Origin of the sequence: Nitrosovibrio sp. Nv6 (genome assembly GCF_900110495.1) — a bacterium.
Classification (GTDB): domain Bacteria; phylum Pseudomonadota; class Gammaproteobacteria; order Burkholderiales; family Nitrosomonadaceae; genus Nitrosospira.
The window spans coordinates 1,223,346-1,240,489 of the sequence record NZ_FODX01000001.1 but is presented as its reverse complement, the minus strand read 5'-3'; the positions used below and the strand labels follow the sequence as shown (position 1 = coordinate 1,240,489).

Genomic DNA, 17,144 nt, shown 5'->3' with positions numbered 1-17,144 from the left:
ACTGATTACAGACTTCGTCCAATTACTTCCGCTATTCCTTTCAGCGAGCCCATGAGGGTCTCGAATTCCTGGGGATTCAACGCCTGGTCCGCATCGCACCAGGCTTCGCACGGATTTGGGTGCATTTCCACCAGCAGGCCATCCGCGCCCGCCGCGATCGCCGCACGTGCCAGCGCGGGGACCATCCAGGTCTTGCCTCCAGCATGAGACGGATCGACGATAACTGGCAAATGGGTTTCTTTTTTCAGCACAGGGATACAGGTCACATCCAGCACATTGCGATATGCTGTTTCAAAGGTGCGTATGCCGCGCTCGCAGAAAATGATGTTGTGGTTGCCACCAGCTGCGATGTATTCCGCCGCCATGAGCCACTCGGAAATCGTCGCTGACATGCCGCGCTTGAGTATCACCGGCTTGTTGATGCGGCCCACTTCCTTCAGTAATTCGAAGTTCTGCATGCTGCGAGTGCCTATCTGGATCACATCCACGTCATACTTGAGGAAGGTTTCGAGCATGCGCGCATCCATCAGCTCGGTGACGATGCGCAGGTTGTATTTATCCGCCGCCTGGCGGAACATTTTCAGCCCTTCTTCACCATTCCCCTGAAACGTATAAGGGCTGGTGCGAGGCTTGAAGGCGCCGCCGCGCATCAGCTTGCAGCCTGCCGTGGCGACATGCTGCGCCGCTAAATCCATCTGGCCTTGCGTTTCCACGGAGCACGGGCCGCCGATCACCTGCACCTGCGTGCCGCCAACCGCCACTCCACCCACATCTATTATCGAATCGCGCTTATGAGATTCGCGCGATACGATCTTGTACTGTTTGACGATGTGCATGGAATATTCGACCCCGCTCAGGGAATCGAACATTTCCGGATCGAGTTTTCGCTCATCGCCAATCGCGCCGATAATTGTGCGTTCGGTGCCCCGTGAGACGTTTGCATCCAGGCCGAAGCTTTGGATTTTGGCTATTACCGTGCCGATTTGCTCGTCGGTGGCGCCGTTGTTCATGACGATGATCAAACGGATTCTCCCCGTACCATTTCTGCCTGAATGGGGGCTATCTCGGGGATGCCCCGAGTCGTACCAAGCGCTATTTCCAGGGATTTCAGGAATTTCTGATTTTCGGATTCGAGCCCGACGGTCACTCGAAGATGCTCGGGCATTTCGTAAATACCGATAGGGCGCACGATAACGCCCTGCTTCAGGAGGTTTTCATTTACCGCCCGGGCGCTGCCCGGTACGCGGAAACTCAAAAAATTGCCATACGATGGAATGTACTCGATGCCCAGTTGCCGCAATCCGGTAGTAATCTGAAGCATACCGGCCTGGTTGAGCGCATAAGAACGTTTCACAAATTCCTCGTCATTCAGGGCGGCCACTGCGCCGGCAAGACCAATGCTGTTTACATTGAACGGCTGGCGTACCCGGTTCATCAGGCCGCTCACGTCCGGATGGGCCAGTCCAAAGCCTACGCGTACACCTGCCATGCCATACGCTTTGGAAAAAGTGCGGGTGATCAGCAGATTGGGAAAACGTTCTAGCCATGCGATGCTGTCAGCCTTGACGGCGGTAGGCAAATACTCATTATAAGCTTCATCAAGCACTACCAATACATCCGGCGATACCCGTTCCAGAAAACGGAGTACGTCGTGAGCCGCCAGCAATGTGCCGGTAGGATTATTGGGGTTGGCGATGAATACCATGCGAGTTTCTGGCATGACGGCATGCAGCATGGCGTCAAGGTCGTGGCCATAGTTTCTGGCGCGAACTGTTATGCCGCTTGCGCCAACCGCCTGCGTGACCAGCGGATAAACGGCAAAGGCGTGTTGCGAATAAACAGCAGATGCGCCCGGTTTCAGGAATACCCGGGCCGCCAGCTCCAGAACATCATTGGAGCCATTGCCCAGCACAATCTGGTCGCTGCTAACGCCATAACGTTCCGACAACGCCGATTTCAACTCAAAGCCGCTTCCATCCGGATAAAGCGCTACCGCATTCAATGCCTTGCTCATCGCCTCCAATGCCAGCGGACTTGGCCCTAGCGGATTTTCATTGGAAGCAAGCTTGATGATGGCGCGTTCATCCATATCCATCTCGCGCGCCAGTTCAGAAATAGGTTTGCCGGGTTGATAAGGACTGATGGCGCGGATATATACAGGAGCGAGGTCGCAAAGATTCATGGGTCAAGGGCTCGTAAATTACGGAGGCATAGAGAAAAAGTCGAAACGGGAAAAATGGACTAGGACAGTACCGGGATGCTCATGCGTGAAAACTCAATAACTCGAAAAGAAGGTCACCCTGCGGGATACGATCCAAGCACTTTCAGGAACGCGGCTTTATCCCGCAGTTCCTGCAGCGCCTTGGCGATTTTTGCATCCTGCTGATGGCCCTCGATGTCCACAAAAAACACGTATTCCCATAAACCGGCGCGGGAAGGACGGGACTCCAGACGGCTCATGCTCACCCCATGGTCCGCCAGCGGAGCCAGTAATTCATGTACCGCCCCAGGACGGTTCATAGTCGACATTACCAGCGACGTCTTGTCTCTGCCGGAGGGAGCGACTTCCTGCGCGCCGATTACCAGAAAACGAGTGGTATTGTTGGGATCATCCTCGATATTCTCGGCGCAGACAGTGAGCCCGAATACTTCTCCAGCCTTTTTGCCAGCTACCGCAGCGGCGTTCTCATCTTCTGCAGCCAATCGTGCTGCATCTGCATTGCTGGCTGCGCTGATCCGCGCCGAGCCCGTCAAATGAGGCAGATTGACACTGAGCCACTCGTGGCACTGGGAAAATGACTGAGGATGGGAGTAGATTTTTTTGATGCGCGCAAGATCTGGATGGTGCGCGAGCAGAAGCTGATGTATGGGCAATGCTACTTCACCGCATACCTTTAATGTGGTTTGCAGCAACAGATCCAGGGTTCTACCGACCGCCCCTTCGGTAGAATTCTCCACCGGTACAACGCCGTAGCCGGCTTCACACGACTCCACTTTGCGGAATACGTCATCTATGGAGCTACATGCGAGAGTTGTTACTACGGCACCGAAGCGCTTTAACGCGGCTTCTTCTGAAAAAGTCCCTTGCGGGCCCAGGTATGCTACTGTTAAAGGCTCTTCCATGGATCGACACAAGGACATGATTTCGGTAAATAGTCGTACAACGTGTTCATTTGCCAGCGGGCCGGGATTCAGTTCGCACAGCCGGGCCAGCACCTGGGCTTCGCGCTCGGGGCGATATGCCATGCCGTTTTTGATCTGCCCAATATCCCGGGCAAGCGTAGCGCGAGTGCTCATCAATTTGAGCAATTCGCTGTCAATCGCATCTATCTTGTCGCGTAGCTGTTTGAGTTGGCCGGTCATCGAGAATGAGTTTTTATATGGCTTTTACTGCCCCGCCAGTATTGGCAAGTAGCGCACCATCAATACGCCGTTGATTGCCGCAATCTCGTCTATCGTTTTTTGGGGTACCGGGCTATCGACGTCGACCAGCGTGTAGGCCATCTCGCCGCGGGATTTATTACCCATGTTGTGAATATTAAGACCTGCTTTAGCCATGCCGGTGGAAATCTGTCCCAGCATGTTGGGCACGTTGGCGTTGGCAACCGCCAGCCGGTAGGGGGATCCTCGTTCCATTGTTATATTGGGGAAATTGACCGCATTGATGATGTTGCCGTGCTCCAGATAATCTATCATCTGGTTCGCTACCATTACTGCACAATTTTCTTCCGCTTCCAGCGTCGAAGCGCCCAGGTGCGGCAGCGTGATCACGGCGTCATGATGCTGCAATAGCTGGCTGGGAAAATCGCAAACGTAATATTTTATTTTACCGGACTCGATTCCCTCAAGTACCGCATTCTCGTCGACTATGCCATCGCGGGAGAAGTTGAGCAGGATCGTGCCGTTTTTCATATTCCGCACGAGCTCATGATTAATCAGATGGCGCGTGGTGTCCAGCAGGGGCACGTGCAAAGTTACAAACTCACTGTTACGCAGCAGATCTTCGATGCTTTCCGCTCGTTTAACTTCCGAAGAAAGATTCCAGGCAGCATCTACCGTTATATTCGGATCGTACCCCATCACTTTCATGCCGAGCCGGAGGGCTGCATCCGCTACCAGCCGTCCGACAGCACCCAGGCCTATGATGCCGAGAGTACGTCCCGGCAATTCAATTCCTGCGAATTGCTTCTTGCTTTCTTCCGCCAGCTTGTGCAACGTCGCGTTGTCCCCCTGTAAACTGTCAGTGAAGCGAATCGCGGGGATGAGATTGCGCGATGCCATCAGCAACCCGGCCAGCACCAGCTCTTTCACCGCATTGGCGTTTGCGCCGGGTGTGTTGAAGACAGGCACGCCGCGGACATTCATCTCTTTCACCGGGACATTATTCGTGCCCGCACCCGCGCGGCCTATCGCTTTTACGCTGGCCGGGATATCCATTTGCAGCATGTTGTGCGAACGTACCAGGATTGCATCCGGTTCGGATATATCGCTGCCGACCTTGTAATGACCGGCATCGAAAAGCTTCAGCCCGAGTGGGGAAATCTGGTTGAGTGTAAGTATCCGGAAAACTTTATGTGCGCGTTCAGGCATGATTGCTCGCAAATTCTTTCATGAATTCCACCAGGACCCTTACCCCTTCGAGGGGCATGGCGTTGTAAATCGAAGCCCGCATTCCTCCAACTGAACGATGCCCCTTCAACTGGATCAGGCCACGTGTCTGCGCCTGTTTCAGAAACTCTTCGTCGAGGCTTTTATTTTTTAACGTGAACGGTATATTCATGCGCGAACGGTCGGATCTGGCTACGGGACAGTGATAAAAATCGGTGGTATCCAGAAAGCTGTACAACAGGTTGGCTTTCGCAATGTTGGTTTTCTCCATTGCCTCCAGTCCGCCTCTTTTTTTCAGCCACTCCAGCACCAGGCCGGTAATATACATTGCGTAGGTCGGCGGCGTGTTATACATGGAGTCATTATCGGCATGGATTTTATAATCGAACATGGTCGGGGTGCCGGGTACTGTTGTACCCAGCAAATCCTCTCGGACGATGACGATGCATAATCCGGCGGGACCCACGTTTTTCTGCGCTCCGGCGTATATCAACCCGAACCGGGACACATCCAGCGGGCGTGACATAAAGCTTGAGGACATGTCTGCGACCAGCGGCATGACGTTCGCCTGCGGCAGGGCCGGCGTCCAGTTGAACTCCACGCCACCGATGGTCTCATTGGGTGTGTAATGCAGATAAGCAGCGTCGGGATCGATATTCCATGTGTCCTGCGGGGGGGCGTAAGTGAAATTCGCATCCTCGGATGAAGCGGCGACATTGACGGAGCAATATCTCTTCGCTTCCTTGATAGCTTTTTTGGACCACTCGCCGGTGTTGATGTAGTTGGCGCTTTTCTTGCCGCACAGCAGATTCATCGGGACCATGGCAAACTGACTGGAAGCGCCGCCCGACAGAAAGAGCACTTTGTAGCTTTCGGGAATACCCGCCAATTCACGCAAGTCCGCTTCGGCCCTGGCCGCAATGGACATGAATTCCTTGCCGCGATGGCTCATCTCCATAACCGACATGCCGCTGCCATGCCAGTCGAGCATCTCTTCGCGCGCCTGTTGCAGCACTTCCGCGGGCAATACCGCCGGGCCCGCGCTAAAGTTGTATATATGTTCCATTAAAGTTCCTTATCTCTACGGGACGCCTTTGATCCTTTAAAAGCGAAGCTTGCCATGTCTTGCATGGTTGCCTTGCAGATTCCTGGCTTATCTTCCTTGTCTTCTCTTGCAAATGCTTCCTGCTCCCGAAAAAATTCGTACTCAAAAAATGGTTTCATCCACATCAAAGTGTATCCGGGCCAAAATTCTGGTTAGCCTTTTTTTCCCGGCAAATGAGCTTACCCGCAACCTCGGATTTTTAGAAGTGCCCTGAATCGATTCCTATTCCTCGTCGGTCTCAACCACTCTTTCCAGTCCGGCGAGTTTCTCACCCTCATCCAGGTTAATCAATGTTACACCCTGAGTAACGCGGCTCATCTCGCGAACTTCCTTGACGCGGGTGCGGATCAGCACGCCGCCAGTGGTGATAAGCATGATTTCATCATCCTCCCTGACAAGCTTTGCCGCAACGACTTTTCCGTTTCGCTGTCCGGTCTTGATTGCAATCATGCCCTGGCTGCCGCGGCCATGGCGGGTATATTCGCCTATGGGCGTGCGTTTACCATAGCCGTTTTCCGTTGCCGTCAGGACCGCCAGTTCCTCGCTCTCGGCCACCAGCAATGAAATAACCTTTTGATTCTTGCCCAGCTTCATCCCGCGTACTCCACGCGCACCCCGGCCCATCGGTCGCACGTCGTTCTCATCGAAACGCACTGCTTTTCCGCCGTCCGAGAAAAGCATTACATCATGCTTTCCTTCCGTCAGTGCGACACCGATCAGAAAGTCGTCTTCGTCCAGGCCCACCGCGATAATGCCGCTGGCACGAGGGCGGGAAAACTCCGAAAGCGGCGTTTTCTTCACTGTGCCGAAGGAGGTCGCCATAAATATATAGCGATTCTCGTCGAACACCTTTACAGGAAGAACCGCATTGATCTTTTCGCCTTGCTCCAGTTGCACCAGATTGACGATGGGCTTGCCGCGCGACGCCCGGCCGCCCTGCGGCACTGAATACACCTTGATCCAGTAAACCCGTCCCCGGCTGGAAAAGCAGAGAATGTAATCATGAGTATTGGCGATGAACAGATTATCGATGAAATCATCTTCTTTAGTGCCGGTCGCCTGCTTGCCACGTCCGCCCCGCTTTTGTGCCCGGTAGTCGTCCAGCGGTTGCGATTTGATATAGCCGCTATGTGATAGGGTCACGACCACATCCGCAGATGCGATCAGGTCCTCCATACTCAAGTCCTGTGTATTGATGACGATTTCGCTGCGCCGTTTATCACCAAACTGTTGCTGGATAGCAGCAAGCTCCCCGGTGATGACGGCCGTGATACGTTCCGGTTTGGAAAGGACATCGATAAGATCGGCAATCTTTTCCATTATCTCCTTATACTCACCAACGATCTTGTCCTGCTCAAGCCCGGTCAGCCGTTGCAGGCGTAATTCCAGAATTGCCTGCGCCTGCGCGTCGGACAGGCGATATCCTTCCTGAGACAAGCCGAATTCCGGCGCTAATCCATCAGGACGGAATGCCTTCGCATCAACTGAGGCGCGAGCAAGCATTTCCTCCACCAGGGTGGAATGCCACATTCTGGACATCAAACCATCTTTCGCTACTGCGGGGGTCGGGGCCGCCTTGATCAACGCGATCACTTCGTCCACGTTTGATAGCGCCACCGCCAGGCCCTCCAGCAGATGGCCGCGTTCTCGCGCTTTCTTCAGTTCGAAAACCGTGCGCCGCGTCACCACTTCGCGGCGGTGACGCAGGAAGGCATCCAGCATTTGCTTCAAATTCAGGAGCCGCGGCTGTCCATCCAGCAGGGCAACCATGTTCATGCCGAAGGTGTCCTGCATCTGTGTTTCTTTATACAGGTTGTTCAGCACCACTTCCGGCACCTCTGCGCGCCGGAGTTCAATGACCACACGCATGCCGGATTTGTCCGATTCATCGCGCAAATCGGAAATGCCCTCGATTTTCTTGTCCCGTACCAATTCTCCGATGCGGACCAGTAAATTGGCCTTGTTCACCTGATAGGGCAGTTCGTCGATAACGATGCTCTGGCGGCCGCCCCCCTTTTCCATATCCTCAAAGTGAGTTCGTGCGCGCATGACTACGCGTCCGCGCCCGGTGCGATAGCCTTCTTTCACGCCAGCGACGCCGTAGATGATGCCGGCGGTCGGAAAATCCGGCGCAGGAATGATTTCAATCAACTCTTCAATACCGATTTCAGGGTCTTTCAGCAGGGCGAGACAGGCGTCCACCACTTCGTTCAGATTATGCGGCGGAATATTGGTCGCCATGCCGACCGCGATTCCGGAAGAACCATTGATAAGCAGATTGGGGATTTTTGCGGGCAGAATCAGGGGTTCTCTTTCCGATCCGTCGTAGTTCGGGCCGAAATCCACCGTTTCCTTGTCGAGATCCGCCAATAGCTCATGCGCGATGCGCGACATCCGGATTTCGGTATACCGCATTGCCGCCGCATTATCGCCGTCTACCGAACCGAAGTTTCCCTGGCCGTCCACGAGCATGTAACGCAGCGAAAAGTTCTGGGCCATGCGCACGATGGTGTCATATACCGCAGTATCGCCGTGCGGATGGTATTTACCGATGACGTCGCCGACAATACGCGCGGATTTTTTGTACGGTCGATTCCAGTCGTTGGACAGCTCGTGCATGGCGAATAGCGCCCGGCGGTGCACCGGCTTCAAACCATCCCGGACGTCCGGCAATGCCCGCCCCACAATTACGCTCATGGCGTAGTCAAGGTAGGAGCGCCGCATCTCCTCTTCGAGGCTGATGGGCAGAGTTTCTTTAGCGAATTGATCCATTACCAATTTTTCAGGTGAGACAACGAGTTATAGTATGTATTCTGTACCGGATGCCGTCTCGGATAGCTATACATAAAGCTTTTGATTTTAGCATGCCGGCCGTATTGAAGTCACCCGCGCTTTCGGGTTTTCATGCCGTATGCAACAACATGTTTGACAAGAACAGATATATAAATAGATAATCGATACGCGGATATGCAATAATGAGCCATAGCCAAATCCAATGGCTGCGCTTGTTATTTGCATGACTAAAGGGATGATTTGATTTTGAATTGAAGTTTTTCTGAAAAAAGGGGCAATAGCATGAAAAATTCAGTAGCGAAAAAACTCTTGCTTGGGGCGGTTGTCTTGCCAGTGCTGTTTTCGGGAGCGGCCATGGCTGAGGAAAGACCCGAAGCATACGCGGCGGACAGCCGTGGCGAGGTCGCCAGAGACTCCTCGGGCGACTGTTGGCGCACGGGGTATTGGACACCTGCCATGGCAACGTACGAATGCGACCCTGAACTGATGCCAAAACCTGAAAAAGTTGTCGAAGCACCCGCTGAACCTGCTCCCGCTCCTGCTCCTGTTTACACCGAACCTGAAAAAATATCGCTCTCCGCCGACCAGTTATTCGATTTCGATAAGGCCGTCCTGAAACCTGAGGGGAAACAGGCGCTGGATGACCTTGTATCAAAACTTGGGGATGTCAAATACGACACCGTGGTTGCAATCGGTTATGCCGACCGTATCGGTTCCGACGACTACAACAAGAAGCTTTCCATGCGCCGCGCAGAATCTGTCAAGGCCTATCTGGTCAAGGAAAAAGGGATACCGGCGGACAAGATCTTTACTGATGGCAAAGGCGAAGCCAATCCCGTGACCGGCGATTCATGCAAAGGCAACAAGAAAACCAAGGCATTGATCGCATGCCTGCAACCTGACCGCCGCGTTGAAGTCGAAGTAGCCGGCACGAAGGCAACAGTACAGTAATTCTTTTAAACACAAAAATTCAAACCCTGCCGCGCGCAGGGTTTTTTTTTGCTAAGCTTTCCACTAAATGGTCTATCCCGAAAAAATCGATACATTACTGGAGGCGCGCTGGGTTATTCCGGTGGAACCTGCCGGGATAGTATTGCGCGATCACGCCGTTGCAATTGACCGGGGTACGATCCGGGCAATAGTGCCCAGTGTAGAGGCACAAGAACAATTCGCTCCTCGCGAGCGTATCGTTCTTGGCAACCATGCGGTGATGCCGGGTCTGGTCAATCTCCACACGCACGCGGCGATGTCGCTAATGCGCGGAATTGCGGACGATCTGCCGTTAATGGAGTGGCTCAGCAATCATATCTGGCCTGCGGAAACCCGGCATGTCGATTCCGGTTTTGTGTTCGATGGAACCCGGCTTGCCTGCGCAGAGATGCTGAGAGGCGGGATCACCTGCTTTAACGACATGTATTTTTTTCCCGAAGCATCGGTGAGGGCAGCGGTTGCATCCGGCATGCGTGCCAGCATTGGCATGATCGCAATTGATTTCCCCACCGCTTACGCCAGCGATGCTGACGATTATTTGGCAAAAGGCCTCGCTCTGCGCGACGATTATAACCAGCATCCGCTGCTATCGTTCTGTTTCGCACCCCATGCGCCTTATACGGTGAGCGACAGGGTGTTCGGCAGCATTCTCACTTATGCCGAGCAGCTTGATCTTCCTGTTCATATTCACCTGCATGAAACCGAGGACGAAATCAGGAATAGCCTGAAAAGTCATGGCGTGCGTCCGATAGACCGCTTGCACAAGCTCGGCCTGCTCGGCCCCAATCTGATCGCGGTGCACATGGTCCATCTGAACAGTGATGAAATCGGACTCATGGCGCAGCAGGGCTGTACCGTGGCAAATTGCCCTTCTTCCAACCTCAAGCTTGCTAACGGGCTGGCGCCTGTTGCAACGCTGCTGAGCGCAGGAGTTAACGTCGGCCTTGGGACGGACGGCGCCGCCAGCAATAATCGCATTGATATGTTCGAGGAAATGCGGTTTACGGCACTACTTGCAAAAGCGCAAAGCGGCAAAGCGGATATGCTGCCAGCCTGGCAGGTGCTGCAAATGGCGACGCTCAATGGTGCCCAGGCGCTTGGCCTGGGCGCGGTTACCGGCTCGCTGGTAGCGGGCAAGGCAGCCGACATCACCGCTGTGGATTTTTCCAGCCTGGAACTTGCGCCGTGTTATGACCCTCTTTCGCATCTCGTCTACGTCGCCGGACGCGAACATGTGAGCCATGTGTGGGTAAATGGTAAACTCCTGCTTAATGATGGAGAATTGACCACGCTGGACGAGCGGGAATTATTGCTCAGGGCAGAATTCTGGCGGGAACGAATGACAACCGGGCCTCAAAATATTGAGTAAAAAAAATGGAAAGCAATAATGTAAATGTCGATCCGCTCGAGCTGGATAAATTCAGCCAGCTTGCGCACCGCTGGTGGGACCCCAACAGTGAATTCAAGCCGCTGCATGAAATCAATCCATTACGGTTAAATTATATTGACCGCTTTGCCCAGCTGGCAGGCAAGACCGTACTGGATGTCGGCTGCGGCGGCGGCATCCTGTCGGAAAGCATGGCCGAGCGCGGCGCAGAGGTCACTGGTATCGATCTTGGCGATAAAGCCCTGAAGGTGGCTAAATTGCATTTGCTGGAAAGCGGCAAGCAAGTGAATTACCGCAAGATTGCAGTGGAAGAACTCGCCGTCGAGCAGCCTCATCATTACGATGTGGTCACCTGCATGGAAATGCTGGAGCACGTGCCAAATCCCGCGAGCACCGTAAGGGCTTGCGCTCAACTTGCCAAGCCTGGCGGCTGGGTTTTTTTCTCAACCATCAACCGCAACCCGAAATCATATCTGTTTGCCGTGATAGGCGCGGAATACGTGCTGAATCTGCTGCCGCGCGGTACGCACGATTACGCAAAATTCATCAAGCCGTCCGAACTCGCACGCATGGCGCGTGCCGCAGGACTTGATGTGGAAGAGATCATTGGCATGACGTACAACCCCATCACTAAAGTCTACGCCCTGGAAGCGGATTCGGATGTCAACTACATCATGGTATTTCGTGCCTGAATCATGAAGCCAGCCAATTTGCTTTAAACCCCTATACCACCTGCAGTCCCCTGCGACGCCGTGATGCCTATGTCTACCCGAATCCAAGGCTGGTTCGCGTCTCACCCCACGACATATTCGATAGCTCATCCATGATTAAAGCCGTTCTCTTCGATCTTGACGGTACCCTCGCCGATACTGCGCCCGATCTGGGCTACGCTCTCAATCGGCAACGCATAGCCCGTGGCCTCTCAGCCCTGCCGATAGAGCTCATTCGTATCGAAGCCTCAGCCGGCGCACGCGGCCTGCTGGGTCTAGGGTTTAATATCAGACCCGGTGATCAGGATTACGACGCAATGCGTATTGAATTTCTCGACTTTTACGCCGAACGGCTATGCCAGGAAACGTGTCTGTTTCAAGGCGTGGCTGAACTGCTCGATCAGCTCGATGCTCGCGGCCTTCCCTGGGGAATCGTGACCAACAAACCCGCGCGTTTCTCGATACCCTTGATGCAGGCGCTGCGCTTGAGCAACCGCGTTGCATGCCTCGTCAGCGGGGGCGATACAACTCATTCCAAGCCCCATCCGGAGCCGCTGCTGGCGGCGAGCAGAGCATTGGATGTTGCGCCGGACGACTGCATCTACCTGGGCGACGACCTGCGCGATGTCCAAGCCAGTCTGGCTGCCGGCATGGAGCCCATCATTGCCAGATACGGTTATCTCGGGAACGTGGGGGCACCTGAAGCCTGGGGTGCAAGGTACCTCATAGATCAGCCGCAGGAACTGCTTGGTTATCTGTAGTTACCCGTTGGTTTCTGTTATAGTGAACCTGTGGCTGGATGCTTGAAAGGGGGAATTGAACTCTTCCGGCTAATTCACATCTAATCTTTACTTACAGAATGCCGGGGGCGACCTGGCTTCGACGTGGGTTGCAAAGCAAAGCAGGGCATACCGAGGACCAGTTACCTCGTAAATACATCTGGAAACCAATAGTCGCAAACGACGAACGTTACGCTCTAGCCGCTTAAATCCGGCTGGACTCCGCACCGATGGGCCTCAACGTCGGGTCTGACAACAGACAGCGGAGCCATTAACGAGGATCGCGCTCTATAGGGTCACTTTATAGAGCGCTAAAAAATAGGTGACTCGCCTGTCATCAGTCCGCCAGTTGACGGATTCCAGGTTAAATCAAATAACATGGCTAAGTATGTAGAACTGCCTGTAGAGGACTTGCGGACGCGGGTTCGATTCCCGCCGCCTCCACCAATTAAAAAGCCACCCTTAGGGTGGCTTTTTAATTGGTGTCTGTTGGGTCCGAGTTGGGACTTTTCTAATCTCCACTCTGGTTATGACAATCATGTTTGACCCTATTATCCTCTTATTTTTCGTAGCCTAACTTAAGCGAAGGTTGTTACCGCCGTTACCGGATATATTCACCCCAAGTGATGCATTGCGGTAACGAGGAATGCCATATGAATTGGGCGTTTCGAGGGCCTTATACCAGTTGTTACCGCTGTTACCGATGGGCGAACTAGATGTTACTGACTGCACCATGTCAGATTGCTTCCACTGCTACACAATAAATGTAAAAATCCTTTGAAAGTAACTTGACAGTAATTGTCTATCGCGACGTGTTCTTTAACGGTAGCCCCATAACTGGGGTTGCTATTTCTTCATTCTTAAACGTTACAGAATGTCAAAAATAAATCAAATCCAGACCGCCCTCAGAGAATTGGATGGGGGCGCGTTTCAAAAACTAGCCGACTTCTACCTAAAAAAAAGAGGTTATGATCATCTTGTTCCCTTGGGTTCTGTCATTGGGAAAAATAAAGTAAAGACGGGTACTCCAGATACATTAGCGATATTTCCCAATGGAAGATATGTTTTTGCAGAATACACAACACAACAAACTGGACTTTTTGCAAAGCTTAAGGATGATCTCGATAAATGCTTTGATGAGGAAAAAACCGGTATTCCCGTGGCGAGGATTCAGGAAATAGTTTTTTGCCACACATCTACACTTTCGACTACAGAATTTAACGACTTACGAGAGATATGCGAAACACACGGGGTTAATTTAAATATTAGTGATATCGGTTCAATCTCATATGACCTGCTAGAAAATTACCGAGGGCTCGCTAGAGATTATCTGGGAATCGAGGTTGATACAGGTCAAATCATTTCAACAGAGGAATTTGTAGCCTTCTACGGCAAAAATAAAGTTGCTACCAGACTCGATACGGCTTTTCACTTTAGGGAAGATGAGCTTCAGAAAATTGGAACAGCCCTCGATAATCACGACTTGGTGGTTGTCTTGGGTAGGGCTGGGGTGGGAAAAACCAGACTCGCGCTAGAGTGCTGTACGAGGTTTGGTGAACTGCATCCAGAGTATAAAACTCTTTGTATATATAATCGCGGGCCAGATATTTTCGAGGATTTGCGCATTCATTTTGGGGAGCGGGGAGCCTTCCTTATTTTGGTAGATGATGCCAACCGCATGAGTAACTTTGAATATTTCATCCAATTACTCCAAGAACAACGACGAGACCGACGAATCAAAGTTATAGCCACCGTTCGCGACTACGCAGCTGAGAAGATTCGCGACGCGTCTCGAACCTATGGTGAGATGCAAGAAATAAATATCCTGCCGCTTACAGAAGAGCAAATCAAAGAATTAGTCGAGAAAGAGTACGGCATATGCAACAACCTCTACCTTGATCGAATTGCCAACATTGCGAAGGGCAATCCTCGGCTTGCAATCATGGTAGCAGAGGTGGCAAAGGAGAAAGATACACTCGATAGCATTAATGACGTCTCCGGTCTCTACGACAGCTATTTTGCGTCAATACGGCGAGACCTGGGCGAGTTCGGCAACGTGAATCTACTAAAGGTGGCTGGGATAGTTGCTTTTTTTAGGGTCATAGATCGAACCAACGAGAAGATTATGGATGCCGTTGAGGAAGCGTTCGGCATATCTCCCGAAATCATGTGGGAGTCTATAAATCGACTTCATAACATGGAAATGGTTGATATTTACGAGGATGAAGCCGCAAAGGTGTCCGATCAAGTCCTTGCGACTTACCTTTTTTATCTTGCTTTCTTCAAGGAGTTGGTACTTGAATTTGGCAAACTGTTAGACGCATTTTTTCCTAAGCATCGTCAGAGGCTGATAGACGCCCTCAACCCCGTCATGCAGGCTTTCGATCGCAAGGCACTGCTGGAGACAATTCGCCCGCATGTAGATCGGTTTTGGGAAAAGCAAATTCGCGCAGAAAATGAAATATATCTTCTCCAACTTATCGATGTCTTTTGGTTTCTGAAACAAACCGACGCCCTCGTTTACGTGCAGGATCAAATTACAGCTATGCCAATAGTGCGGGTGGACTTGGCTAGCCTTGATTTTGAGGCTAAATCAGAAATATCAAATCCATCAATTCTCGGCATTCTTCGCTCATTTCAACATACCAGCAATAAGACTTTTCGAGTTGCGCTAAACCTTCTTTGCGATTATCTAGAAAGGTGCCCAACGGCACTTCCACAAATTCTCAGCCTATTTATTGAACAGTTCAGTTTTCGTCGCACTTCTTACATGTATGGATACGACGTCCAGCACGCCGTAGTCGATGTCATCTGGGAGCGGGCTCAACAAGGTGCTGACCATCTTTTTTCTAAGGTATTTATGGCAGTAACGAAAAAATATCTCCGCACAAAATTTAATTATTCCGAGAACAAAGGCAACAATGCCATAAACATTATTAATTTTGAGGTTTTATCTAGCATTGAGTTGACCAAGCTACGCAAATCAATGTGGGAAGGGCTCTTACACCTGTACAAGGTGAAGAATTTTGAAGATGAAGTGCTTAAAGTATTACACCATTACAGTGTATCCCGCTATGACACATCAAATAGAGAGGTTGTTGCATACGATGCAGTAGAGGTTGTGCCATTTTTGGAACGAGAATTATCTCCGTTAAAATTCAAACATTGCCTCTTAGTTCAAACTTATCTGGAAAAATTGGGGCAGTGTAATGTGCGATTTGACAATATGCTGAAAAAAAAATTTGCGAGTGAGACTTATTATCTCTATAAGTTATTAGCCACAGATATATCGGAGATGCATACCCTAGGTCTCACTTACGATGAATATAAAGCACACAAAAACAGTAAGATTGGAAAGCATATTTTTCACTACAACCTGGAAGATTACAAACAGTTCGTAGCTCAGTGCGCTGAGGTAAATGCGTCAATGGCTGAATCGCATCAGGAGTACCAGTTTAAGGTAAGTGTTGTTTTAGCACTTACTATTCTAGCCGGAAAAAACCCCAAACTTTACTCTGAGGTTCTGAAATACTATCTTGAGCAGAACGATCCGTTTCGTCTCAACTGTTATCCTTTGGTAAAAAACTTGATCGAAGTTTGCGGAGCGCAAAAAGCCTACTCCATTTTAAACGAAGCCGTTTACCCAACACAACGAGCGTGGCTATGCAGCTTTTATTGTTTTTTGCCTCAAGCTGAGATTTCCAAGAAACGGCTTAATCAACTCCTTAATTTATACCAAATAAGTGAATGGGACGAGCTTCCAGTTGATTGGGATTACCTTCTGAGCTACCGCACAATTGAGCCACGGATAATTTCTAAGATAACTGAGCTTCTGCTTGTTAAAGCAGAAAACGACGCCAGCTATGCTCGCTCGCTATTCAATCTCTTTAATCCTCTTACAAAAGTCAACGAAGAGATTGTGGATCACTTTTCCGGAAAAACGGACTTGCTTAAACGAGCTTATTTTTTGGAAGCGAACACAACGGAGCATGGGGATCATGACGGAAGAAATTTCAACCGCTTATTAGATTTGGATTCTAATTTTATTGTGGAATACATTGACTACCTATATGGGAAAAAGAAATGGATAAGCAAACACGATGACTACCGTGATTATTCGTTTATATGGGATCGTGACGATTACCAGGAAATCATGATTGGAGCGGCGGAGCGAATATTCAAATATGAAAAGGAAGCGTCTTATTATTCATATTTTGAGGTCTTCTTTGGATTGCAACGAAGCGATCAAGAATCACAAAACCTCAATCCGCGTCAGGTAAGTTTATTAATGGCCCTAATCGAAAGTAAGCCTAATGATGTAGAGTTCATGCGATTTGTTTTTAGCTTGGTTTCCAATTTCTCCGTAGCGAATAGAGCTCAGTTTGTCTCAAAATTTGTCGAACTCAATGGTAGCTTCGATGATTTCGAGCAACTGCCGCTCGAACCGGATTGTGCTTCTTGGTCGGGAAGTGCTGTGCCCATGCTTCACGGGCGCGTCGAATACCTGAAGACTCTGATTCCTCTATTTGATACTGTTTCGTTGCTCAAGCACAAGCAGTATGTTGAACATATCATCAAGAATGTCCGCAAACAAATTGAACAAGAGAAGAAAGATGATTTCATGGACGATTAATTTCGGTCGCCGGTACACGCAAAACCTAAATTGCTATCGGTAACTCCGACGTGTGGCGGTAACTTTGATGACTCTAACCATACAAAGCTATAGCAGATAAGGCTTCCGAGGTGTTATTCAATTGACGCCGCCCAATTAA

The 17,144-nt window shown here is 51.0% G+C and carries 11 protein-coding genes and 1 other RNA gene; 6 read left to right on the top strand and 6 right to left on the bottom strand.

Going from position 1 to position 17,144, the window contains the following annotated elements; all coding sequences use genetic code 11:
• Positions 1-5: 5 nt before the first annotated feature.
• From aroF to gyrA, 6 genes are all read right to left on the bottom strand, one after another.
• Positions 6-1,022 carry a 3-deoxy-7-phosphoheptulonate synthase gene (gene aroF / locus BMX66_RS06020; protein ID WP_090879278.1) on the bottom strand — a complete coding sequence of 339 codons (1,017 nt, stop codon included), beginning with the start codon at positions 1,020-1,022 and terminating at the stop codon, positions 6-8.
• A complete protein-coding gene (gene hisC, locus BMX66_RS06015) occupies positions 1,019-2,182 on the bottom strand; it encodes a histidinol-phosphate transaminase (protein WP_090879276.1) in 1,164 nt (387 codons plus the stop codon). The genes aroF and hisC overlap by 4 nt, the downstream gene beginning before the upstream one ends.
• Positions 2,183-2,295: 113 nt before the next feature.
• Positions 2,296-3,363, bottom strand: coding sequence for a prephenate dehydratase (pheA, locus tag BMX66_RS06010; protein ID WP_090879274.1), 1,068 nt, complete (start codon positions 3,361-3,363; stop codon positions 2,296-2,298).
• A 24-nt stretch (positions 3,364-3,387) separates the two neighbouring features.
• A complete protein-coding gene (locus BMX66_RS06005) occupies positions 3,388-4,590 on the bottom strand; it encodes a phosphoglycerate dehydrogenase (RefSeq protein ID WP_090879272.1) in 1,203 nt (400 codons plus the stop codon).
• Positions 4,583-5,674: a 3-phosphoserine/phosphohydroxythreonine transaminase gene (serC, locus tag BMX66_RS06000; protein ID WP_090879270.1), complete on the bottom strand. Its 1,092-nt coding sequence runs from the start codon at positions 5,672-5,674 to the stop codon at positions 4,583-4,585. The genes BMX66_RS06005 and serC overlap by 8 nt, the downstream gene beginning before the upstream one ends.
• A gap of 261 nt (positions 5,675-5,935) precedes the next feature.
• Positions 5,936-8,485 (bottom strand): DNA gyrase subunit A, encoded by a 2,550-nt coding sequence (gene gyrA, locus BMX66_RS05995; protein WP_090879268.1) that lies wholly within the window; start codon positions 8,483-8,485, stop codon positions 5,936-5,938.
• A 303-nt stretch (positions 8,486-8,788) separates the two neighbouring features.
• Here gyrA and BMX66_RS05990 point away from each other — a divergent pair, with 303 nt between their 5' ends.
• The 6 genes from BMX66_RS05990 (at position 8,789) to BMX66_RS05965 (ending at position 17,005) form a co-directional block, all read left to right on the top strand.
• Complete coding sequence (locus tag BMX66_RS05990; RefSeq protein ID WP_090879266.1) at positions 8,789-9,457, top strand: OmpA family protein; 669 nt, start codon at positions 8,789-8,791, stop codon at positions 9,455-9,457.
• A 67-nt stretch (positions 9,458-9,524) separates the two neighbouring features.
• Positions 9,525-10,865, top strand: a complete 1,341-nt coding sequence (locus tag BMX66_RS05985; protein ID WP_090879264.1) for a TRZ/ATZ family hydrolase — start codon at positions 9,525-9,527, stop codon at positions 10,863-10,865.
• A gap of 5 nt (positions 10,866-10,870) precedes the next feature.
• Complete coding sequence (ubiG, locus tag BMX66_RS05980) at positions 10,871-11,575, top strand: bifunctional 2-polyprenyl-6-hydroxyphenol methylase/3-demethylubiquinol 3-O-methyltransferase UbiG (RefSeq protein WP_090879262.1); 705 nt, start codon at positions 10,871-10,873, stop codon at positions 11,573-11,575.
• A gap of 131 nt (positions 11,576-11,706) precedes the next feature.
• Positions 11,707-12,354, top strand: coding sequence for an HAD-IA family hydrolase (locus BMX66_RS05975; protein WP_090879260.1), 648 nt, complete (start codon positions 11,707-11,709; stop codon positions 12,352-12,354).
• A 103-nt stretch (positions 12,355-12,457) separates the two neighbouring features.
• Positions 12,458-12,819, top strand: a transfer-messenger RNA (tmRNA) gene (ssrA, locus tag BMX66_RS05970).
• A gap of 427 nt (positions 12,820-13,246) precedes the next feature.
• Complete coding sequence (locus BMX66_RS05965; RefSeq protein ID WP_090879259.1) at positions 13,247-17,005, top strand: hypothetical protein; 3,759 nt, start codon at positions 13,247-13,249, stop codon at positions 17,003-17,005.
• Positions 17,006-17,144: the final 139 nt, after the last annotated feature.